Below are 19,191 nucleotides of genomic sequence, written 5' to 3'. Positions count from 1 at the left end.
GCAATGGCACAGAACACCATTCAGTGGGACAAGGATGCCGACGGCATCGTCACCCTGACGCTGGACGACCCGACCGGCTCGGCCAACGTGATGAACGAGCACTACAAGGAATCCATGCATAATGCCGTGGAAAAGCTTGTGGCAGAGCAGGATTCGATCACCGGTGTCGTCATCACCAGCGCGAAGAAGACCTTCTTCGCCGGCGGTGACCTCAAGGGCATGATGAATGTCGGCCCCGACAACGCTGCGGACGCGTTCGCCGAGGTCGAGTTCATCAAGGCCGACCTGCGCAAGCTGGAGACCCTCGGCAAGCCCGTCGTCGCGGCCATCAACGGCGCCGCACTGGGCGGTGGCCTGGAAATCGCGCTGGCGTGTCATCACCGCATCGCCGCGGACGTCAAGGGCAGCCAGATCGGTCTGCCCGAGGTCACCCTCGGCCTGCTGCCCGGCGGCGGCGGCGTCGCCCGCACGGTGCGCATGTTCGGCATCCAGAAGGCGTTCATGGAGGTGCTGAGCCAGGGCACCCGGTTCAACCCGACCAAGGCCGCTGAAATCGGGCTTGTGGACCGGGTCGTACCGAACGTGGACGAGCTGATCCCGGCCGCCAAGGCATGGATCAAGGACAACCCCGAAAGCCACACCCAGCCGTGGGATGTCAAGGGCTACAAGATGCCCGGCGGAACCCCGTCGCATCCGGCGCTGGCGGCAATCCTGCCGTCGTTCCCAGCCCTGCTGCGTAAGCAGCTCAAGGGTGCTCCGATGCCCGCTCCGCGCGCCATCCTGGACGCGGCCGTCGAGGGTGCGCAGGTCGACTTCGACACCGCCACCCGCATCGAAAGCCGCTACTTCACCCAGCTCGTCACCGGCCAGACCGCCAAGAACATGATTCAGGCGTTCTTCTTGGACCTGCAGGCCATCAACGGCGGCGCGTCGCGGCCCGAGGGCATCGCCAAGCAGGAGATCCGCAAGATCGGCGTGCTCGGCGCAGGCATGATGGGCGCCGGCATCGCCTACGTCTCGGCCAAGGCCGGTTTCGACGTGGTGCTCAAGGATGTCACCATCGAGGCCGCGCAGAAGGGCAAGGCGTACTCGGAAGGCCTTGAAGCAAAGGCGCTCAAGCGTGGCAAGACCACGCAGGAGAAGTCCGACGCGCTTCTGGCAAGGATCACCCCGACCGCCGATGCCGCCGACTTCAAGGGCGTCGACTTCGTGATCGAGGCCGTGTTCGAAAGCCAGGAACTCAAGCACAAGGTGTTCCAGGAGATCGAGGACATCGTCGAGCCGAACGCGCTGCTCGGGTCGAACACCTCCACGCTGCCGATCACCGGTCTGGCGACCGGCGTGAAGCGCCAGGAGGACTTCATCGGGATCCACTTCTTCTCCCCGGTCGACAAGATGCCGCTGGTGGAGATCATCAAGGGCGAGAAGACCTCTGACGAGGCCCTGGCGCGGGTGTTCGACTACACCCTGGCGATCAAGAAGACCCCGATCGTCGTCAACGACAGCCGCGGCTTCTTCACCTCGCGCGTGATCGGGACCTTCGTCAACGAGGCGCTGGCCATGTTGGGCGAGGGCGTCGAGCCCGCCAGCATCGAGCAGGCCGGTGCGCAGGCCGGCTACCCGGCCGCGCCGCTGCAGCTGTCCGACGAGCTCAACCTGGAGCTCATGCACAAGATCACCGCGGCAACCCGTAAGGGCGTGGAAGATGCTGGGGCGGTTTACGAGCCGCACCCGGCCGAGGCCGTGGTCGAGAAGATGATCGAGATCGGTCGGCCCTCACGTCTGAAGGGCGCCGGGTTCTACGAGTACGTCGACGGCAAGCGCGTGGGCCTGTGGCCTGGGCTGCGGGAGACGTTCAAGTCGGGCTCCTCGACCCCGCCGCTGCAGGACATGATCGACCGCATGCTGTTCGCCGAAGCGCTGGAAACCCAGAAGTGCCTCGACGAGGGCGTGCTCACGTCGACCGCTGACGCGAACATCGGCTCGATCATGGGTATCGGCTTCCCGCCGTACACCGGTGGTTCGGCGCAGTTCATCGTCGGCTACCAGGGCGAGCTCGGTGTCGGCAAAGAGGCCTTCGTGGCCCGGGCCAAGGAGCTGGCCGCCCGCTACGGCGACCGCTTCCTGCCGCCGGCGTCGCTGGAGTCCTAAGCACCAAACGTCAAAAGCCCCCGGTGTAAGTCGGGGGCTTTTGCGTGTGTGGGGTCACCCCGGGTTCGAGTACACCCGGGTGGGCGTGATCAGCACCGCGGCGCGACGCTCCTCGCGCATCACCCGGTCGTAGGTGTCCCAGTCGTCGTGGGTGCCGCCGGCGGCTTGAAAGATGTTGCGCAACAACACCCGCAGGGTCTCGGCGTCGACGTCGGAGTCATCGGGGCCGATGATCTCGGCGGTCCCCTCAACCGTCACCCACTGCCAGCCGGCGCGGGCGACGACGGTGGCTCGGGGGTCGGCGCGGAGGTGCTGCAGCTTGCGCGCGCCCCCGATGGCCACGAGCGCGACGACGGGCGTCGCGGTTCGCGGGTGTGCCATCACACCGGCGTTCACGACCGAGGACTGGATGCCGCCGTCGCGGCGCAACGTGCTCAGCACACAAAGCCCGTGATCGCGGGACAGCATTTCGGCGAATGCGGAAATTTCAGTCACGCCGCCACCTCACTCCGCCAGGTCAAATGCGGCTTGCACCTTGGTCGGCCTGACCCGGACCACCAGTTCCCCCGGCACACCGTTGCGTCTGCCGAACTCCTCGGCACGGTCCGCGCCCATGTAACGGCCGCCGCTGCGGGTCGCGGTGGCGAGCAACTCGCCGGGGTCCTCGCTGATCCTGGCCACACCCTGGATCTGCACGAATGAATACGGCGGATCGTCGTCGTGGATGCACAACACGACGCGGGGGTCGCGGGCGAGTGCCCGGCCCTTGGCGGTGTTCTTGCCTGTGTTGAACACGAGTTCGCCGTCGTCGACGAAAAACCACACCGGTGCGGCCAACGGCCGGCCGTCGGCGGCGACCCAACCCATCACAGCGGTGCGAGTGCCTTCGGACAGGAACTTGACGACGTCATCGGAAAGTTCGGTCATGTTGCCACGGTACGTTCATTATTGATCGCATTGCCACGATGACCGGGGGCCACAATGGCAGAGACAAAGCTCATTCCGCTCGACGTGCTGTTGGGTCACCCGGAGCGGGCAGCGGCACAGATCTCGCCCGACGGCACGCGGTTGTCTTACCTCGCACCGCTTGACGGCGTGCTGAACGTATTCGTCGGTGATATCGGCGCGGGCAACGAGCAGCCGGTCACCCGTGACACGGAACGCGGGATACAGGGGTATCTGTGGGCCCACGACAACCGCCACCTCATGTACGTCCGCGACAAGGACGGCAGTGAGAACTTCCGGTTGTACGACGTCGACTTGCAGACCGGAGCCGAGCGCGACCTCACGCCCATGGACGGCGTGCAGTGCCGACTCATCGCGCACCAGAAGCGATTTCCGAATGACGTGCTCATCGCCATCAACAAGGACAACCCGCAGCTGCACGATGTGTATCACCTCGACCTGACGACCGGCGAGCTGCGCAAGATCCTCGAGAACCCCGGCTACCTCGGCTGGGTGGTCGATGACGACCTGTTGGTGCGCGGTGCGGTGACCCCGACCGCCGACGGCGGCATGGTGATTCTGGTGCGCGACGACGAGGCATCGGAGTGGCGGTCACTGCTGGAAGTGTCGCCAGAAGACGCCGAGTCGACGGGTCCCGTCGGCTTCACCAAGGACGGCACGGCGATGTATCTGCAGACGTCGGTCGGCTCGAACACGTCGCGAATCGTCAAGATGCACATCGAAACCGGCGCCACCGAGGTGATCGCCGAGGATCCGACCTATGACATCAGCAGGGTCATCATGCATCCGGACACCCGTGAAATCCAAGGCGTGACGGTGTACGCCGAGCGGCAGGAGTACCGGATCTTCGACGACTCGATCCGGGACGACATCGAAGCGCTTCAACGGCTCCACCCGGGGGAGCTGGTGATCAGCGAACGTAGCGACGATGACACCATGTGGCTCGTCGCGTTCGATCACGATGCGGGGCCGGTGAAGTTCTACATCTGGGACCGGGCGTCGCAGACCGCGACATTCCTGTTCGATCACCTTCCGGAGCTCAACGACTACCCGTTGGTGCCGATGGAACCGTTCAGCTTCACCGCACGGGACGGTCTCACGATCCACGGCTACCTGTCGTTCCCGCCGGATGTGGAACGCACCGATCTTCCCGCTGTCTTGGACGTACACGGCGGCCCATGGGTACGCGTCGGGTGGGGCCTTGACCCCGAGGCGCAGTGGCTGGCCAACCGCGGCTACCTGTGCATTCAGGTGAATTTCCGCGGCTCCAGCGGGTACGGCAAGGATTTCCTCAACGCAGGCAACCGTGAGTGGGCCGCCAAGATGCACGACGACCTTCTGGATGCCGTGGACTACCTGGCGGGGCAGGGAGTCATCGACCGCGAGCGGGTGGCGATCTACGGCGGTTCCTACGGTGGGTATGCGGCGCTCGTCGGCGCGACGTTCACGCCGGACGTGTTCGCGTGCGCGATCTCGATGGTCGGCCCTTCGAATCTGAATACTCTCATCGAGTCGTTCCCCGAATACTGGAAGCCGATGATCGCGCTGTGGCACAAGCGAGTTGGCGAGGATCCCGACTTCCTGTGGTCACGGTCGCCGCTTTCACGAGTGGAAGCCATCAGAATCCCCATGCTGATCGCCCAGGGGGAGAACGATCCGAGGGTCAAACGTGCGGAGTCCGAGCAGATCGTCGCCGCCATGACCGAACACGGCATCGATCACGAGTACGTGATGTACGAGAACGAGGGCCACGGTTTCGCCAAGCCCGAGAATCGCCTCGACTTCTACCATCGGGCAGATCGGTTCCTGGCCAAGCACCTTGGTGGCCGGGCCGAGCCCTAAGACACGCGACTGAACAAGTAGTACCGCGCCGGGTTCTTGCCGTTGTGGTCCATCGCGGGCTCGCTGCCGGAGCTCAGCAGGGTCCAGTCTGTCGAAAAGCGACGCTCGACTTCGGCTTCGGATATCCCGGGCACGCCTAAAGATCCCCCCGGGACGAACGCCACGATCAGCAGCCGCGCCTCCGGGGCGGCCACCGCAGCCACCTCGCGGACATATCCGTCGCGGTCGTCCGGGCTCATCCCGTGCAGGCAGCCGCTGTCGACGATCAAATCGAAACCGGCGCCGATGCCCGCTGAACTGAGCTGTGTCACATCGGCTTTGACGAACGTGACGGGCAGGTCGCCGGCCTTGGCGCGGGCCTTGACCAGTGGCTTGTCGACGTAGTCGACACCGGTGACCCGCCAGCCGTGCTCGGCAAGGTACACCGCGTTGTCCCCGGTGCCGCATCCGAGGTCGAGTGCGGCACCGGGTGCCAACGAGGCGCCCTCCACCAGGTCGGTCATGCTGCGCGCGAGCGGGTGTCCGTCCCACGGCGTGAACCCGAGCCGGTAGAACACCCGGAACAAGCGTTGCCGGGAGGTCATGAGGTCAGATCGCCCCCAGATCGGCCGACAACCAATGCTGCGGCTTGAGGAAGACGGCGACGCTGGCACCGTGCTCGCGCCGCGCGAATTCCAGGTAGGCGTCCACCTTCTCCGGCGCCAGGTAGCGCTTGGTCATCTCGACGAGTTGTTCGTCGGTGCTCGGCTCGATGCGGCTGACCGGTCCGTCGACGGCGACGTAACGCACCGTCGGCTCCAGCCGCTCGGCCATCAGCGTGAACTCTCCGGCTGCCTCGATGAGGCGGTGCTTGCGTGAGCCGTTGCCGGTGATCACCCACGGTTCACCGCCCGGGCTGTACTGGTACCAGATGGGGACCGTCAGCGGTCCGCGCTTGTCGCCGGCGCTCACCGCAAGCGCGGCGATGTGCGGCTCGGCCAGAAACTGTTCGCGTTCTTCCTTGGAAAGGGCCATGCGGGCCAGGGTAGTCAGCTCGCACGATTTCGACCGACGAGTTGCACTGGCGGGTTACTGTCACCGTGTCCATGCAGACGATGCCGGGAGGCTAAATGGCGGCCTATCAGACCGTGTTGGTCGGGACCGACGGCTCAGAGTCGTCACTGCGTGCGGTCGAACGCGCCGGCAGGGTTGCCGCCGAGTCGAACGCGAAGCTGGTCATTGCGACGGGATACGCCCAGCACAAGGATGATCTGCGCGCGGCCGACGCGCTCAGGGATGAGGGCTATCGGGTGCGGGGTAACGCGCCGATATACGAGATGTTGCGTGATGCCCGCGAGCGCGCCACGGCGGCCGGTGCGACGGACATCGAGGAACGCTCGATCGAGGATGCTCCGGTACATGCGCTGGTCGACCTTGCCGAGAAGGTCAACGCAGATCTGCTGGTGGTTGGCAACGCCGGACTGAACGCGGTCCTCGGGCGGTTGTTCTCGGTACCCGGTGCTGTGGCGACCAGGGCCAAGGCTGACGTGTTGATCGTCCACACCACCGACTGACCCGTCGTAGAGTCGAGAGCCATGCGCTTCGGACTCTTCATCCCGCAGGGTTGGCGACTCGATCTCGTTGACATCCCCACTGAAAACCACTGGCCGGTGATGCGTGACCTCGCCGCCTATGCCGACACGGGTGCCTGGGACTCGTTGTGGGTGTACGACCATTTCCACACTGTGCCGGTGCCCACCGATGAGGCCACCCATGAGGCGTGGTCGCTGATGTCGGCGTATGCGGCGACGACGTCGCGGATCAAGCTCGGGCAGATGTGTACGGCGATGTCTTACCGCAACCCGGTCTATCTGGCGAAGGTGGCGGCCACCGCCGACATCATCTCCGGGGGCCGCGTGCAGATGGGCATCGGTGGCGGTTGGTACGAGCACGAGTGGCGGGCCTACGGATACGGTTTCCCGTCGGCCGGCGTGCGGCTGGGCCGGCTCGACGAGGGCGTGCAGATCATGCGCGACGCCTGGCGCGACGGCCGCGTCAGCCTCGCCGGTAAGCATTACCAGGTGGACGATGCGATCGTCGCGCCGAAACCGCTGCAGGACAATGGCATTCCACTCTGGATCGCCGGCGGAGGCGAGAAGGTGACCCTGCGCATCGCGGCCAAGTACGCGCACTACACCAACTTCACCTCCGAGCCGGAGGGTTTCGCGCACAAGTCCCAGGTGCTGGCCGGGCACTGTGCGGAGGTTGGCACCGACTACGACGCGATCGTGCGGTCGGCCAACTTCAACGCCGTGATCGGTGACACAGAAAGCGACGTGAAAGACCGCGTCGCGCGGATCCGGGAGCGTCAGGTTCCAGTGGCCGGCGAGGCTGCCGTCGACGCCATGCTCTCGACCATCAACGCACCTGAATCTGCTTCCGGCACGCCGGAACAAGTGGTCGAAAAGCTGCAACGGATGCGCGACCTCGGATGTGACTACGCGATCATGTATTTCCCGGAAGCTGCCTACGACCGCTCGGGTATCGAACTGTTCGAGCAGAAGGTCATTCCTGCGCTGAGCTAGCTGCGAGGCGGTTCAGGAACCGTGCAGGATGGAGATCAGTTGTTCGCGGCTGTTGGCTGCGACGCGTTGGGAGGCGCGAAAGAGATGGCCTTCGACGGAGCGGATCGACATGGTGAGCCGTTCCGCAATATTCTTGTTTGAAAGTCCTTGTGCGGCAAGCGAAATTATCTCGTGCTGCCGGGCGGTGAATGGTTGTGGCGTCGTCCCGGCCCGGAGCGCTGGGGTCTGAGCCCCTTGGCATTCGGTTGCCAGCCGCTGAGCCATGGCCGAGGCGGTCAGTGCCGCGCCGCGCAATCCGGCATTCGCGTAGGCGATGACAGCCTGGGCGGCCGCGTCGGCGGCGGCGAGGCGATCGCCGAACGCCTCATATTGAGCTGATGCTTCGACCAGTCGATCGCCGTTGCCTGCTGCCAGCGCGGCGGCATGGGCGGTGGCGGCGGGTGCGCGGGGGCCCTGCACACGATCGGCCAACTCCGCCAGCCTCGCGGCGGTGGTGTGGTCGCCGAACTGGGTCGCCGTTTGCAGAAGTACGACCTCCCATGCGGGGCGGCCGAGTTCAGATTCCTTCGCCGCCGCGTCACGCACGATCGAGATTGCCTGTGATACAGCGCCTTCGGCGGCGCACGTCCAAGCCTCCGCGATGGATCTTTCCGGGTCAAAGATGCAGGCATCGGAGTCTTGGGCCCACCACTCAATGGCATCGAATTCACGGCGTGCGTCGGTCGCTCGTCCGGCCATGGCGGTCACAGTCGTCAACCACGTCCGCCCGAATGACTTCACCATGCGCCCGCTGTCGCCGGTACCCAGGTATGCAACGGATTCCCGCAATGAACGCCGCGCGTCATCCAGAGCACCTCGGCTCATTGCAGACATGCCAACAAGCACGCTGTGCCACGAGCCCTCAAACGGAATATCGAGAGTTTCGCGCCGAATGCGAGCGATGGTGGCGTCCGATGTCGTTATCGCGCCCGCGCGTCGGTACGCGTTCGCCTGCAGGAACGCCACTTGGAACCTCGCGTGCGATACCTCCTCTGACCTCTCAGCGAGGCGATACCCGCGATCCGCAGCCGGATCGATCTCGTCGATTTGCCCGAGATCGCCGTACCCGGTGACCAAAACCCAGATCAGTAGCATTTTCGCGACGTCGCTACCAGGAGAGCCGGCGTGGGCGGTGACGGCCACTTCGACCGCAGCCCTGGAGTGACCGCGCACCAGGTCGATCAGCGCAAGGAGGGCGGTTTCGATCGGCTGCGCGACATCGTCGTCGGCGACAAGCGCATTGTTGAGCTCCTGTTCCGCACTGGCCGGTTTACCCAGCTCCGCGGCGAAATTCGTGGCACGCATGATCGCGACTTGTGTTCTGGCCGGCCCGGTTGTTTGGCCGGCGAGTTCTCCGAGTATCGACTCCACCTCGGTTGGCCGCTCCAGCCAGAAGTTCGCCATCGCCTGGGCCATCCGCGCCTCGTAGCCACCGCCGGCTGCTACGGCCCGCTCTGCCAGGGTCGCTGCGAGCCGCTGGTCCAGCAGTTGCATCGCCGCCGACGCGGCGGCGAGTAAGAGCTCCGGATCGGGTGCGAGATCTGATTCCATCGCGAGCACCGCGCGGCGCACCAGGTCTCGCGGATCGGTATCGCCTTTTCGAGCCAGCTCGGCGGCGATCTGCCCGCGAAGTCGCCTGAGCCGAAAGGAATCGGTGCGGCGGATCTCTCCGAGCATGGGGTGTGCCAGCCGCACCATCGGGGGCCGGACACGGGAGTCAACGTTTACCAAGCCGAGTGCTTCGGCCTCGGGGAGAGCGTCCGGATCGGTGATCGCAGCCAGAACATCGGTATCCAACGGCTCGGTGACCGCGAGCGCGTCAAGCACACCTCGGATCGCGGTGGGTATCTGGGCGATCCGCGCCTCGAGGATCTCGGTGAGCGTCGGTGAGAGCGCGGGATGGCCGTCCCAGAGCCACATCCCTGAATGCCGTGCCATCCGGCCGGCGTGCACCTCGTTTTCGAGAAGGTGACGCAGATACAGGGCGTTGCCTTGGGTGTACTGCCAAAGTTGCCGTGCACACAGAGATTGCACCGGGCCGTCCAGCACCTTCTCGATCAGAATTGTGGTCTCTACAAGCGAGAGTGGTTGCAGTTCAAGGCGTTCCAAATGTTGGTCTTTCCACACGCCAGTGATGGTGTCTGGCGGCGATTCTCCCGAGCGGATCGTCATTATGACGGTGGCCAGTCGGCGAATGACGAGCTGATGAACGGTGAACGCCGACAGGTCATCCAGTAGATGGGCATCGTCCACACCGATGACCACCTCGCCATTGTGGCGATCGCCGACTAGTCCGTCGATCACCTCACGGACCCGCCGTAGCGGGTCGGGGCCGAAGTCGCTGGCGATGTCGGCGAAAGCCCCCAGCGGGACGCTGCGGGCCGATGCGGTGCCGACGATCCAGTGCCGGCGTGCATTCCGCGGACCACAGCCGGCGACGGCTTCGCGCGCCAACCGCGTCTTGCCGACACCAGCACTGCCTGACAGCACGATCCCGCGCGCGCGCTCGGTGGTCACCCGAGTGGCATCGGCGATCACCGCAAGTTCCTCGGAGCGCCCGACCAGGGGCCACCGGCGGATCATCGGCATGATTTTAGCTGGTACAGGGCTCACGCTTTAGCTCTGTGGTTGGCCGGATGCCGCTGCAAGTTTGGCTTCGGCGACTCGCATGAACGTCGGCAAGGTGTCCAGGTCCACCCCGACACGCTCCGCGATCACTTCGTCGGCGATCCCCGCATCGCGCAGTCGAAGCGCGGTCGCATACGGCAACGGCAAGCGCTGCAGGTATTCGGTCCTGGGCGGATCGGTGGCCATAGAAACGAGATTGACGCTTTCGTGAACATCGAAGTGGGGTAATCGGCTACCCCAATCCGAATCCGATCCCGACACTGTGTGCTGGGGTAACAGCGCTGGCAAAACTGGGGTAGCGCGTTACCTCAGTCACCCGATGGCCAGCGCTTTACGTTCACTTTCATCCTGAGCCGAATAACTCGGGACCGGTTGCGATTTGGGTCCGCATTGACTGCTCCACCGCGCTGCTATGGCGGCGACGCTCAAATGAAAGGGAAGATCGATGAATCGAATTGTCGTGGCTTTGGTCGGACTGACGGCCGGCGCTGGCGTGCTGGTCGGTTGCTCCGACGACAAAGGCAGCAGCACCGCCCCGGAGGCGCCGGCAACCCCCGCTGCGGCCGCCGAGGATGCCAACGTCAGCACCGGTGGAGGCGCCCAGGTCACCGTCGACGGCGGCGACCTGGCGGGTCTGGACCCGGCCTCGGTCTCCTGCGTCAGGCAGGGCGGCAAGATCAGCATCGGCAGCGGTGCGGCCGGCCCGCAGCAGACAGTCGCGGTCGTGATGTCCGATGAGGCCACGCCGAGGGTCGAGTCGGTGGCCCTGGTGGTCGACGGGAATGCCCTGGGCGTCAGCGACATGATGGGCGTCAAGACGGGCTCGGCCGAGGTGACGGTGGACGGGGATACCTTCACCATTTCCGGTGAGGCGCAAGGTGCCGACTTGAAAAACCCGATGGCCGGGATGATCACCAAACCGTTCACCATCAAGGTGAGCTGCAGCTAGCGCGGGACCCTCCTGCCGATCCGCTCTCGTAACGCCACGGTGGAAACACTCGCCTCCAACCGCCACTGCGTTACGAGCGCGGTGACGGGCGCTGACGTCGTTCATAACAATGCGCTGAGCTGCCGGAAAATCGACGGCCCGAAGTGGCACGATCCAAGTTATGGAGAAGATCTCGCTTACCGCGCTTGCGCGTCAGCAGTTGGCCTCAGCCCGCACGGCCAACAGCGGACGCAGCGCGCACACCGTGTACGGAGGCCATGAGCACGCCCTGCGTCAGACCCTGATAGCGCTGGCCAAAGGGAACGGTCTGGACGAGCACGAGAGCCCGGGCGAGGCCACGCTGCAGGTGATCGAGGGCAGGGTGCGGTTGGCCAACTCGACCAACGGCTGGGAGGGATCGCCCGGCGACCACATCGTGGTTCCGCGCGAACGCCACACACTCAAGGCGCTCGAAGACTCGGTGGTGTTGCTGACGGTCGTCAAAACCATGGGGCCGCATACGTGAGGGACGGACTTGGCGGTTGAGATTGTCGTGAGGGTCGCTGATCCGCAGAATCCGCCCCCTCAGCGCAATCTCAACGCACGCGTAGGGGCGGTGGCTGCGCACGCTCAGATCGCAGGCCCCAGCAGGTCGTCGGCGTCTTTGATGATGTAGCCGTAGCCCTGCTCAGCAAGGAACCGTTGCCGGTGTGCGGCGTACTCCGCGTCGAGCGAGTCCCGGGAGACCACCGAGTAGAACACCGCACCGCCACCACTTGCCTTGGGCCGCAGCAGCCGTCCGAGCCGCTGGGCCTCTTCCTGGCGTGACCCGAAGGTGCCCGAAACCTGCACGGCCACAGAGGCTTCCGGGAGGTCGATGGAGAAGTTGGCCACCTTCGACACCACCAGTGTGGTGATCTCACCGCGTCGGAAGGCGTCGAACAGTGCCTCGCGTTCGGCATTCTTCGTCGACCCCTGGATCACCGGGGCGTTCAGTTCCTCCCCGAGTTCCTCGAGCTGGTCGAGATAGGCGCCGATCACCAGGGTCTGTTCACCCGGATGACGCTCCAGGATCGAGCGCACCACCGCGATCTTGGTGTGCACCGTCGAGCACAGCTTGTAGCGGTCCTCGGGTTCGGCGGTGGCGTAGAGCATGCGCTCGTTGTCGGTCATCGTCACCCGCACCTCGATGCATTCGGCGGGGGCGATCCAGCCCTGGGCTTCGATGTCCTTCCACGGCGCGTCGTAGCGCTTGGGTCCGATCAACGAGAACACGTCGCCCTCGCGGCCGTCCTCGCGGATCAGCGTCGCGGTCAGGCCCAGCCGTCGCCGGGACTGGAGGTCGGCGGTCATCCGGAACACCGGCGCCGGCAGCAGGTGCACCTCGTCGTAGATGATCAGACCCCAGTCGCGGCTGTCGAAGATCTCCAGGTTCTTGTACTCGCCCTTGGTGCGGCGGGTGATCACCTGGTACGTCGCGATGGTGACGGGCCGGATCTCCTTCTTCTCGCCCGAGTACTCGCCGATCTCCTCCTCGGTGAGCGAAGTGCGGGCGATCAGCTCGCGTTTCCACTGCCTGCCGGCCACGGTGTTGGTGACAAGGATCAGCGTCGTCGCGCCGGCCTTGGCCATGGCCGCCGCCCCGACCAGCGTCTTGCCGGCGCCGCAGGGGAGCACCACCACACCGGAGCCGCCGGCCCAGAACGAATCGGTCGCCATCTGCTGGTAGTCCCGCAGTACCCAGCCGTCCTCGGCCAGCGAGATCGGATGCGCTTCGCCGTCGACGTAGCCTGCCAGGTCCTCGGCAGGCCAGCCGATCTTGAGCAGCATCTGCTTGACCCGGCCGCGCTCGCTGGCGTGCACGATCACGGTGTCGTCGTCGATGCGCGCACCCAGCATCGGGGCGATCTTCTTGTTCCGCAGCACCTCGGCGAGCACCGCGCGGTCCAGGCTGATCAGCGTCAACCCGTGCGCAGGGTGCTTGACCAGCTGCAGGCGGCCGTAGCGGCCCATGGTGTCGACGATGTCGACCAGCAGCGGTTGGGGCACCGGGTAGCGGGAGAACGACACCAGCGCGTCCACGACCTGTTCGGCGTCGTGGCCCGCCGCGCGGGCATTCCACAACGCCAGCGGCGTGATGCGGTAGGTGTGCACATGCTCGGGCGCACGTTCCAGCTCGGCGAACGGCGCGATCGCCGCACGTGCGGCACCCGACAGCTCGTGGTCGACTTCGAGCAGCACCGTCTTATCGGACTGCACAATCAGGGGGCCGTCAGTCATTCTGTCCATTATTCCGGTTCGACCGACAAGGCCACCCGATCGGTGGGTGCGAGGGTGCGCAAACTGCTGGTCTTTGGCGGCGTGGCCCCCGGCAGACACGCACGCTCGCCGAAGCTAGGAATCAGCAGACACCACTGAGGTGACGCGGTGGATGGCGAACTCCCGAACCCGGCCGGCCGCCGGATCGTAGGCGGTCAGCTGGCCGCCGCGAACGTTGATCGGCGAGACCACCCGCTGGGTCGCGACGCCGGCGGGGTCGACGTAGCCGATCACCACCGAGGTCTGCCCGATCGCCGCCTCCTGCAACTGGGTGATGGCCACCGCAGGGTCGAGGCGGACATTGGCGAACGGCCCGCCCGCCACCTTCCGCAACACCGCGACGATCGCGCCCAGCGTCTGCGCGGTCGGTGGCGTACCCGGCCGGTACACCCGGCGCCGTGTCGGCGCGACGACGCGGGCGCCGCGCGCACTGATGTCGACGACGGTGCCGGTCGAGTCCTCGGCAGCGGGAGCGAACCCGGCGTCGCGCAGCACGGCGAGCACGTCGGCGATCCCGGCTTGCGATACCGCGACGGTCGGCGCCAACAGCCGCAACTCCAACCTGGCTGCGCCGGGGGAGGCGACGGCCTGGGCGAGCAGCGCCGGATCCTCACACCGCACGAACGACGCCGCCATGCCGACCCGCAACTGGCCGTGCCGGCGCGCGACATCATCGATCAGATAGGTAAGACCTTGCGGTACAGGGGTTTTCGAATGTTTCTCGAAGAAGCCGTGCAACTCGCTGGCGGTGAGTCCGGAATCGAGCGCCCGACGTACCGAGGTTTCGCTGATCCGGTACACCATCGCCGCGCCTGCCGATTCCACGGTGGCCACCGCAGCCAACTCCTCGGCGAGATCCCGCTCCAGCGGCCCGGGCACGACGACTGTGAGGTCGGCTTGCAGCAGGAAATGATCCAGCGGTTTGGGCAGGGCTTTCGACATCGCCGCCAGCACATCCTCGGCCGGGTCGTCGGCCAGCAGACCGCGGGCGGGCGTACTGATCGCGCCGCGGCCCGCCATCCCCAGGGCATGTGCCTCGGTCAGCAGGTCACCGACCGTGCCGGGCTGTAAGCGCGCCGCCCAACGCGGTCGGTGCCAGATCATCGCCCGGGACGCCTCGGCGGCGTCCACACCGGAACCGGGTGCAAGTTCGGCCAGCACCGTCAGCAAGAGTCTGCGATCCAGCGGGGCCGCCGTGGAGTACAGCGAATCCGAAAGCGCCGCAAACGGTTTCCCATCCGGTCCGCGGATGCCGATGAGCGCGGGCCGGGCGGGCAGGTCCAGCCAGGTCGACGCCAGCAGCTGCCAGCGCACCGCGGTCGGCGATTCGACGAAGCGGTCGGCAGCCACCGTCGGTGCCCAGTACGGTCCTGTGCCCTCGCCCGGATCCGGTTCCGGCATCCCCGCGGCGATCAGCCCGGCCGCCGCGGCGAGTTCCAACAGCAGTCCGAGCCGGGGTTCGTCAATGCCCGTGGTCTTGGCCAGCCGCTTGACTTCACGCACCCCGAGCCCGCCGTTGCGCAGCTCGGCAACCGGTGAGCCGCCCAGGGTTTCGAGCACCAGCTCGACTTCGCGCAACAGGTCGATCGCTGCGCCGGCCGCCACTGCGTCGACGTCGGTGACCGTTGTGGTGGTCACCTTCAATTCGGGTGCGGTCAGCTCCACCGGGCCCGGCACCTCACCGCGCAGCGCTTGTCCGACCAGCCGCGGCAGGATCACGGTCTCGTTGTCGATCTGGCGGAGCAGCCCGGCCTCCAGGAGCCGCTGCACCGGCCGATCGCGTGGGGTGTCCGGTGCGGCGTCGCGGGTGCGGCCCACCGGCGAGCCTTCCAACAACCGTCCGAGCAGGTCGCCCTGCGCCTCGTCGAGTCCTTCGAGCAACGCGGCGATCTCGTCGGCGCTCCGCCCCGACACCTCCACCGCCGCCTGGCCGGGAACCCACGGCAGCCCCGATGCGACCTCGGGGGCGACCCGAACCACCGATTCGCCCCAGACCAGCGCACGATCACGCAGATCATCGAGTGCCGCGAGTACGGCGGTGTCGTCGACGCGGTCGCCCAGGAGTGCGGTGACCTCGGTTGCCGCAACGGCACCGGTATCGGCGTGCAACACCAACAGCGCGTCGAGAACCGCCAGCCGCAGGAAGTCCAACGCGTCGGTGGCGGCCTTGACCGACTGGCGCGATGTGGCACGGGCGGCCAGCGCCGCGATGGTGCCGGGCGGCGGCTGGCTCAGGTCGGGCCGCAGTTGGAACAGCCGGATGAGTCCCTCGTCGGAGAGGTCGGCCAACCAGGCGCCCAAAGGAATCCCTGGTGTCTGTGCGGCGGTCATATCCTGACCAGCGTAAAGCAGCCCGGCTATCTACATCCCGCGGTCGCTTCGCTCCTGCCCGCCGCCCTCGCGACCGGGGAAGGAGCCTGCCACAATGTTGAGCGTGGCTGACAAGAAGAAGAAACAGTACGTCGACAATGGCTGGCCGGTTCTCTCCGACGGTGACGACCACGCCGTGAGCGAGCTCGCGACCGACCGCACCGGCGCGCTGTCCCCGTTCGGTGACCTCACCTTTCCGTTGCCAGCCGATGAGCTGCCGTTCATCCAGCCGATCACCGTCGTCAACAGGTAACGGTGGGACTATCGCACCTCGACGAGTCCGGCGCCGCCCACATGGTCGACGTCACGGCGAAGGACGTCACCAAACGCACCGCGGTGGCTGCAGGCACGCTGCTGACCCGTCCTGACGTGGTGGCTCTCATCGCCTCCGGCGGCCTGCCCAAGGGCGACGCGTTGGCGACGGCGCGGGTGGCGGGCATCCTGGCCGCCAAGCGCACGCCTGACCTGATACCGCTGTGCCACCAGTTGGCACTCACCGGTGTCGACGTGGACTTCGATGTGCGCGACGCCGCGGTCGCGATCACCGCCACCGTGCGCAGCACCGATCGGACCGGCGTGGAGATGGAAGCGCTGACCGCCGTCAGCGTGGCCGCATTGACGCTCTACGACATGATCAAGGCCGTCGACCCCGCCGCACGTATCGACGACATCCGCGTCGTGCGTAAAGAAGGCGGTAAAACGGGTTTGTGGGAAAGACCAACGCAGTGACGCGTTCAGCCCGGGTCGTTATCGCCTCCACCCGGGCGGCGGCCGGGGTTTACGACGATCGGACCGGCCCGCTCATCGTCGGCTGGCTGGCCAACCGTGGGTATGACGTCACCGAGCAGATGGTGGTTCCGGACGGCAGCGCCGTTGGTGACGCGCTGCGCTCGGCGCTTGCCGAGCACGTCGACCTCATCGTCACCTCCGGCGGCACCGGAATCTCGCCGACCGACGTCACGCCGGAAGCGACCCTGTCCGTGCTGGACTATCAGATTCCCGGGCTGGCCGATGCGATCCGCCGATCCGGATTGCCCAAGGTGCCCACCTCGGTGCTCTCCCGTGGCGTGTGCGGGGTTTCCGGGCGCACCCTCATCGTCAACCTGCCTGGCTCACCCGGTGGCGTGAAGGACGGGCTGCGCGTGCTCGCCGATGTGCTGGAGCATGCGTTGGATCAGCTCGCCGGCCGGGATCACAGCCGATGAGCGCTTGCGCGAAGAGGAGACAGTACCGATGAGCGCTGTTGTCGTCCGCGTCGAGCTGACCGATCAGCCGATCTCGTTGACCGAATACGAGGCGCTCGTGGCGCATGAAGGCGCTGGAGCTGTCGTGGGGTTCGCCGGTGTGGTCCGCGATCACGATGGCGGCCGTTCGGTCACCAGGCTTGAGTACTCCGGGCATCCGACCGCGCAGCGGACTCTGGAAGACGTAGCGGCCGAGGTCGCAGCGACCAGTACCGGTGTCCGGGCCATCGCGGTCAGCCACCGCATCGGTGCCCTGCAAATAGGAGACGCCGCCCTGGTGGCCGCTGTGGCAGCGGACCATCGCAGGGCGGCGTTCGAAACCTGTGCCCGTCTCGTCGACACCGTCAAAGAGCGACTACCGGTGTGGAAACACCAGCACTTCGCCGACGGCACCGACGAATGGGTCGGCTCCGCCTGAGCGCACTCAGGCCGGCGGCGCGACCGGGGCGGGTGCTCCCACTGGCGCCGGAGCCGGAACCGGCGCGGCCGGATCCAGCGGGGCGGCGACGGGCGCAGCCGGAGCGGCGGGATCCACCGGCGCGCCGACCGGAAGGTTCGGGGCCTGGCCACCGGGAGGGGCCGAGGTCAGCGGACGCTGGGTCAGCGCCAGCAGAGCATCTTTGCCGCTGATGTCCTGAGTCTGAATGGCGTGCCAGATCTCCCGCAGGTAGGTCACGTTCGGGCCTTGACCTGGAACCTGAGCGGGGCTGTCGGTGGTGCCCGGCGGCAGGTTCTCCGGGCTGGCCAGGTGCGGGACGCCCTCGGCCGGAACCGCGGGCACGCCGTTGAGCGGGGCCGCGGGCACGCCGTTGGCCGGAACCGCGGGCACGCCGTTGAGCGGGGCCAGCGGATCCGACGCCGGTGCGGCGACGGGGGCCGGGCCGGCGGCAGGCGCGGGCGGGGCTGGTGCCGGAGCCGGCGGCAACACCGGATCCAGCGGCAGCGGGGCGCCGGCGTGCAGGGCCCAGGTCTGCGGCTGGTCGGCAGGCGGCTCAACCTGGTCCCAGTCCGCGGGTGCGGGCGCCGCAATGGCGGCCGGGTCGACCGGCGGAGCCGGCGGTGCGGGCTCGACCGGAGGCGGAGGAGGCGGCGGGGGTGCATCAGCCGGCGGCGCCGGGATGGGTGCCGCAGGAAGTGGGGCATCCAGCGGAGCGGGCGGAACCTGCAGCGCGGCGTCGATGATCTGGGCCTCGGGAGCCGGCGGCGGAGGCGGAGGCGCGTCCATCGGAGCGGGTGCCACAGGAGCCGGGGCCGGCGGGAGTGCCTCAGGGGCGGGGGCGGGCGGCAGGGGTGCGGGCAACGGAGCCGGGGGCAGCGCCTCAGGTGCGGGAGCCGGGGCCGGCGGGAGTGCCTCAGGCGCCGGGGCGGGCGGCAGGGGTGCAGGCAGCGGGGGCGGCGGCGGAGCCGCGGGCATCGGGGCCGGGGCGGCCAGCATGTCGACCGGGGGATTCACCGGCGGAGGCGGTGGGGCGAACGGGGCGGGCGGTGGCGGCAGCTGGCCATTGACGGCGGGTGCGTCCAGGGGTTGCGGCGCAGGCTCATTGATGACGTTGCGTGGAGTGGACCCGGAGAGACCACGGCCGCAGGTGGGCCATGCGCCCTTGCCCTGGCTGGCCAGGACGCGCTCGGCGACTGCGATCTGCTCTTCCTTGGTGGCCATGTAGGCCGCGGGTGCGTACTCGCCGCCGCCGTGACCGGACCACGTGCTGGGGGAGAACTGCAATCCGCCGTGGTAACCGTTGCCGGTGTTGATGGCCCAGTTGCCACCGGACTCGCAGCGGGCTACCTGATCCCATTCGCCGTCGGTCGCTGCCATTGCCTGACCGGCCATGGCGAGGCTGCCACCACCGAGCACAGCTCCGGTGAAGGCGATCTTGGCGACGTTTTTTGCTGATGATGATGAGGCAGGCTTGCGGTGCCGTCCACTCATAAGCGTGAAGGTCCTCTCGTATGCGCCCACGAGGTCAGCTGTCGGGTTCGGGTAGGAGAGGTCACCCGGCCGGCGGCGTCGAAACGATGCCGGCTTCACCCCAAGGGGCCGCAAGCGGCTCCTGGTCCTGATAAATCGGTGGACCGGTGGGTCCCCCGCCTCCATCCTTGTGGTTCGTCGTAACCCCCGCCCGATGGATGGAGCTCGGCG

General features: G+C 66.9%; 19 protein-coding genes and 1 riboswitch. Of the genes, 10 read left to right on the top strand and 9 right to left on the bottom strand.

Going from position 1 to position 19,191, the window contains the following annotated elements; genetic code table 11:
• Positions 1–3 precede the first annotated feature (3 nt).
• Positions 4–2,151, top strand: a complete 2,148-nt coding sequence (locus ABQF30_RS23280; RefSeq protein WP_448468216.1) for a 3-hydroxyacyl-CoA dehydrogenase NAD-binding domain-containing protein — start codon at positions 4–6, stop codon at positions 2,149–2,151.
• A gap of 54 nt (positions 2,152–2,205) precedes the next feature.
• Here the strand turns inward: ABQF30_RS23280 and ABQF30_RS23275 are convergent, their stop codons facing one another.
• Together ABQF30_RS23275 and ABQF30_RS23270 are read right to left on the bottom strand one after the other, a co-directional pair.
• Positions 2,206–2,646, bottom strand: a complete 441-nt coding sequence (locus ABQF30_RS23275) for a TIGR03618 family F420-dependent PPOX class oxidoreductase (protein ID WP_448468214.1) — start codon at positions 2,644–2,646, stop codon at positions 2,206–2,208.
• A 9-nt stretch (positions 2,647–2,655) separates the two neighbouring features.
• Entirely contained in the window at positions 2,656–3,078 is a 423-nt protein-coding gene (locus tag ABQF30_RS23270) for a PPOX class F420-dependent oxidoreductase (protein ID WP_448468212.1), read from the bottom strand.
• 54 nt (positions 3,079–3,132) lie between these two features.
• On the opposite strand from ABQF30_RS23270, the gene ABQF30_RS23265 reads away from it, so the two are divergent.
• Positions 3,133–4,959 carry a S9 family peptidase gene (locus ABQF30_RS23265; RefSeq protein WP_448468210.1) on the top strand — a complete coding sequence of 609 codons (1,827 nt, stop codon included), beginning with the start codon at positions 3,133–3,135 and terminating at the stop codon, positions 4,957–4,959.
• On the opposite strand, the gene ABQF30_RS23260 is transcribed toward ABQF30_RS23265, so the two are convergent.
• Both ABQF30_RS23260 and ABQF30_RS23255 read right to left on the bottom strand, forming a co-directional pair.
• Positions 4,956–5,543, bottom strand: coding sequence for a class I SAM-dependent methyltransferase (locus ABQF30_RS23260; RefSeq protein ID WP_448468208.1), 588 nt, complete (start codon positions 5,541–5,543; stop codon positions 4,956–4,958). The genes ABQF30_RS23265 and ABQF30_RS23260 overlap by 4 nt on opposite strands.
• Before the next feature lie 4 nt (positions 5,544–5,547).
• Positions 5,548–5,973 (bottom strand): pyridoxamine 5'-phosphate oxidase family protein, encoded by a 426-nt coding sequence (locus ABQF30_RS23255; RefSeq protein ID WP_448468206.1) that lies wholly within the window; start codon positions 5,971–5,973, stop codon positions 5,548–5,550.
• Positions 5,974–6,068: 95 nt separating this feature from the next.
• Here ABQF30_RS23255 and ABQF30_RS23250 point away from each other — a divergent pair, with 95 nt between their 5' ends.
• Together ABQF30_RS23250 and ABQF30_RS23245 are read left to right on the top strand one after the other, a co-directional pair.
• Positions 6,069–6,512 carry a universal stress protein gene (locus ABQF30_RS23250; protein WP_448468204.1) on the top strand — a complete coding sequence of 148 codons (444 nt, stop codon included), beginning with the start codon at positions 6,069–6,071 and terminating at the stop codon, positions 6,510–6,512.
• A 21-nt stretch (positions 6,513–6,533) separates the two neighbouring features.
• A complete protein-coding gene (locus ABQF30_RS23245) occupies positions 6,534–7,523 on the top strand; it encodes an LLM class F420-dependent oxidoreductase (protein ID WP_448468202.1) in 990 nt (329 codons plus the stop codon).
• Positions 7,524–7,535: 12 nt separating this feature from the next.
• On the opposite strand, the gene ABQF30_RS23240 is transcribed toward ABQF30_RS23245, so the two are convergent.
• Together ABQF30_RS23240 and ABQF30_RS23235 are read right to left on the bottom strand one after the other, a co-directional pair.
• Positions 7,536–10,145 (bottom strand): LuxR C-terminal-related transcriptional regulator, encoded by a 2,610-nt coding sequence (locus tag ABQF30_RS23240; protein ID WP_448468200.1) that lies wholly within the window; start codon positions 10,143–10,145, stop codon positions 7,536–7,538.
• 33 nt (positions 10,146–10,178) lie between these two features.
• Positions 10,179–10,376 (bottom strand): hypothetical protein, encoded by a 198-nt coding sequence (locus ABQF30_RS23235; RefSeq protein ID WP_448468198.1) that lies wholly within the window; start codon positions 10,374–10,376, stop codon positions 10,179–10,181.
• A 259-nt stretch (positions 10,377–10,635) separates the two neighbouring features.
• On the opposite strand from ABQF30_RS23235, the gene ABQF30_RS23230 reads away from it, so the two are divergent.
• Complete coding sequence (locus ABQF30_RS23230; RefSeq protein ID WP_448468196.1) at positions 10,636–11,139, top strand: lipoprotein LpqH; 504 nt, start codon at positions 10,636–10,638, stop codon at positions 11,137–11,139.
• Positions 11,140–11,299: 160 nt separating this feature from the next.
• Positions 11,300–11,644, top strand: a complete 345-nt coding sequence (locus ABQF30_RS23225; RefSeq protein ID WP_448468194.1) for a cupin domain-containing protein — start codon at positions 11,300–11,302, stop codon at positions 11,642–11,644.
• A 104-nt stretch (positions 11,645–11,748) separates the two neighbouring features.
• Here the strand turns inward: ABQF30_RS23225 and ABQF30_RS23220 are convergent, their stop codons facing one another.
• A complete protein-coding gene (locus tag ABQF30_RS23220) occupies positions 11,749–13,398 on the bottom strand; it encodes a DNA repair helicase XPB (protein WP_448468192.1) in 1,650 nt (549 codons plus the stop codon).
• Positions 13,399–13,512: 114 nt separating this feature from the next.
• Positions 13,513–15,768 (bottom strand): helicase-associated domain-containing protein, encoded by a 2,256-nt coding sequence (locus tag ABQF30_RS23215; protein WP_448468190.1) that lies wholly within the window; start codon positions 15,766–15,768, stop codon positions 13,513–13,515.
• 94 nt (positions 15,769–15,862) lie between these two features.
• Here ABQF30_RS23215 and ABQF30_RS23210 point away from each other — a divergent pair, with 94 nt between their 5' ends.
• Genes ABQF30_RS23210 through ABQF30_RS23195 form a run of 4 tightly spaced genes read left to right on the top strand, consistent with a single transcriptional unit; the run spans position 15,863 to position 17,469 of the window.
• Positions 15,863–16,060 carry a hypothetical protein gene (locus ABQF30_RS23210; RefSeq protein ID WP_448468188.1) on the top strand — a complete coding sequence of 66 codons (198 nt, stop codon included), beginning with the start codon at positions 15,863–15,865 and terminating at the stop codon, positions 16,058–16,060.
• 2 nt (positions 16,061–16,062) lie between these two features.
• Positions 16,063–16,536 carry a cyclic pyranopterin monophosphate synthase MoaC gene (gene moaC, locus ABQF30_RS23205; RefSeq protein ID WP_448468186.1) on the top strand — a complete coding sequence of 158 codons (474 nt, stop codon included), beginning with the start codon at positions 16,063–16,065 and terminating at the stop codon, positions 16,534–16,536.
• On the top strand, positions 16,533–17,012 hold the full coding sequence (locus tag ABQF30_RS23200) for a MogA/MoaB family molybdenum cofactor biosynthesis protein (RefSeq protein WP_448468184.1): 480 nt from the start codon (positions 16,533–16,535) through the stop codon (positions 17,010–17,012). The genes moaC and ABQF30_RS23200 overlap by 4 nt, the downstream gene beginning before the upstream one ends.
• A 28-nt stretch (positions 17,013–17,040) precedes the next feature.
• Positions 17,041–17,469, top strand: coding sequence for a molybdenum cofactor biosynthesis protein MoaE (locus ABQF30_RS23195; protein ID WP_448468182.1), 429 nt, complete (start codon positions 17,041–17,043; stop codon positions 17,467–17,469).
• Positions 17,470–17,475: 6 nt separating this feature from the next.
• Here ABQF30_RS23195 and ABQF30_RS23190 read toward each other — a convergent pair whose 3' ends face one another.
• Positions 17,476–18,981 (bottom strand): transglycosylase family protein, encoded by a 1,506-nt coding sequence (locus tag ABQF30_RS23190; RefSeq protein WP_448468180.1) that lies wholly within the window; start codon positions 18,979–18,981, stop codon positions 17,476–17,478.
• 8 nt (positions 18,982–18,989) lie between these two features.
• Positions 18,990–19,171: riboswitch (cyclic di-AMP (ydaO/yuaA leader) on the bottom strand.
• Between the last annotated feature and the right edge of the window lie 20 nt (positions 19,172–19,191).

Source organism: Mycolicibacterium sp. XJ870, assembly GCF_053483975.1.
This window is presented reverse-complemented; position numbering and strand designations above follow the sequence as displayed.

What these genes read in the sequence shown, in the direction of transcription:
- ABQF30_RS23280 (WP_448468216.1), top strand. Translation starts at nt 4, where the DNA reads ATGGCACAGAACACCATTCAGTGGGACAAGGATGCCGACGGCATCGTC.
- ABQF30_RS23270 (WP_448468212.1), bottom strand. Translation starts at nt 3,078, where the DNA reads ATGACCGAACTTTCCGATGACGTCGTCAAGTTCCTGTCCGAAGGCACT.
- ABQF30_RS23265 (WP_448468210.1), top strand. Translation starts at nt 3,133, where the DNA reads ATGGCAGAGACAAAGCTCATTCCGCTCGACGTGCTGTTGGGTCACCCG.
- ABQF30_RS23260 (WP_448468208.1), bottom strand. Translation starts at nt 5,543, where the DNA reads ATGACCTCCCGGCAACGCTTGTTCCGGGTGTTCTACCGGCTCGGGTTC.
- ABQF30_RS23255 (WP_448468206.1), bottom strand. Translation starts at nt 5,973, where the DNA reads ATGGCCCTTTCCAAGGAAGAACGCGAACAGTTTCTGGCCGAGCCGCAC.
- ABQF30_RS23250 (WP_448468204.1), top strand. Translation starts at nt 6,069, where the DNA reads ATGGCGGCCTATCAGACCGTGTTGGTCGGGACCGACGGCTCAGAGTCG.
- ABQF30_RS23245 (WP_448468202.1), top strand. Translation starts at nt 6,534, where the DNA reads ATGCGCTTCGGACTCTTCATCCCGCAGGGTTGGCGACTCGATCTCGTT.
- ABQF30_RS23240 (WP_448468200.1), bottom strand. Translation starts at nt 10,145, where the DNA reads ATGATCCGCCGGTGGCCCCTGGTCGGGCGCTCCGAGGAACTTGCGGTG.
- ABQF30_RS23235 (WP_448468198.1), bottom strand. Translation starts at nt 10,376, where the DNA reads ATGGCCACCGATCCGCCCAGGACCGAATACCTGCAGCGCTTGCCGTTG.
- ABQF30_RS23230 (WP_448468196.1), top strand. Translation starts at nt 10,636, where the DNA reads ATGAATCGAATTGTCGTGGCTTTGGTCGGACTGACGGCCGGCGCTGGC.
- ABQF30_RS23225 (WP_448468194.1), top strand. Translation starts at nt 11,300, where the DNA reads ATGGAGAAGATCTCGCTTACCGCGCTTGCGCGTCAGCAGTTGGCCTCA.
- ABQF30_RS23220 (WP_448468192.1), bottom strand. Translation starts at nt 13,398, where the DNA reads ATGACTGACGGCCCCCTGATTGTGCAGTCCGATAAGACGGTGCTGCTC.
- ABQF30_RS23215 (WP_448468190.1), bottom strand. Translation starts at nt 15,768, where the DNA reads ATGACCGCCGCACAGACACCAGGGATTCCTTTGGGCGCCTGGTTGGCC.
- ABQF30_RS23210 (WP_448468188.1), top strand. Translation starts at nt 15,863, where the DNA reads ATGTTGAGCGTGGCTGACAAGAAGAAGAAACAGTACGTCGACAATGGC.
- ABQF30_RS23195 (WP_448468182.1), top strand. Translation starts at nt 17,041, where the DNA reads ATGAGCGCTGTTGTCGTCCGCGTCGAGCTGACCGATCAGCCGATCTCG.
- ABQF30_RS23190 (WP_448468180.1), bottom strand. Translation starts at nt 18,981, where the DNA reads ATGAGTGGACGGCACCGCAAGCCTGCCTCATCATCATCAGCAAAAAAC.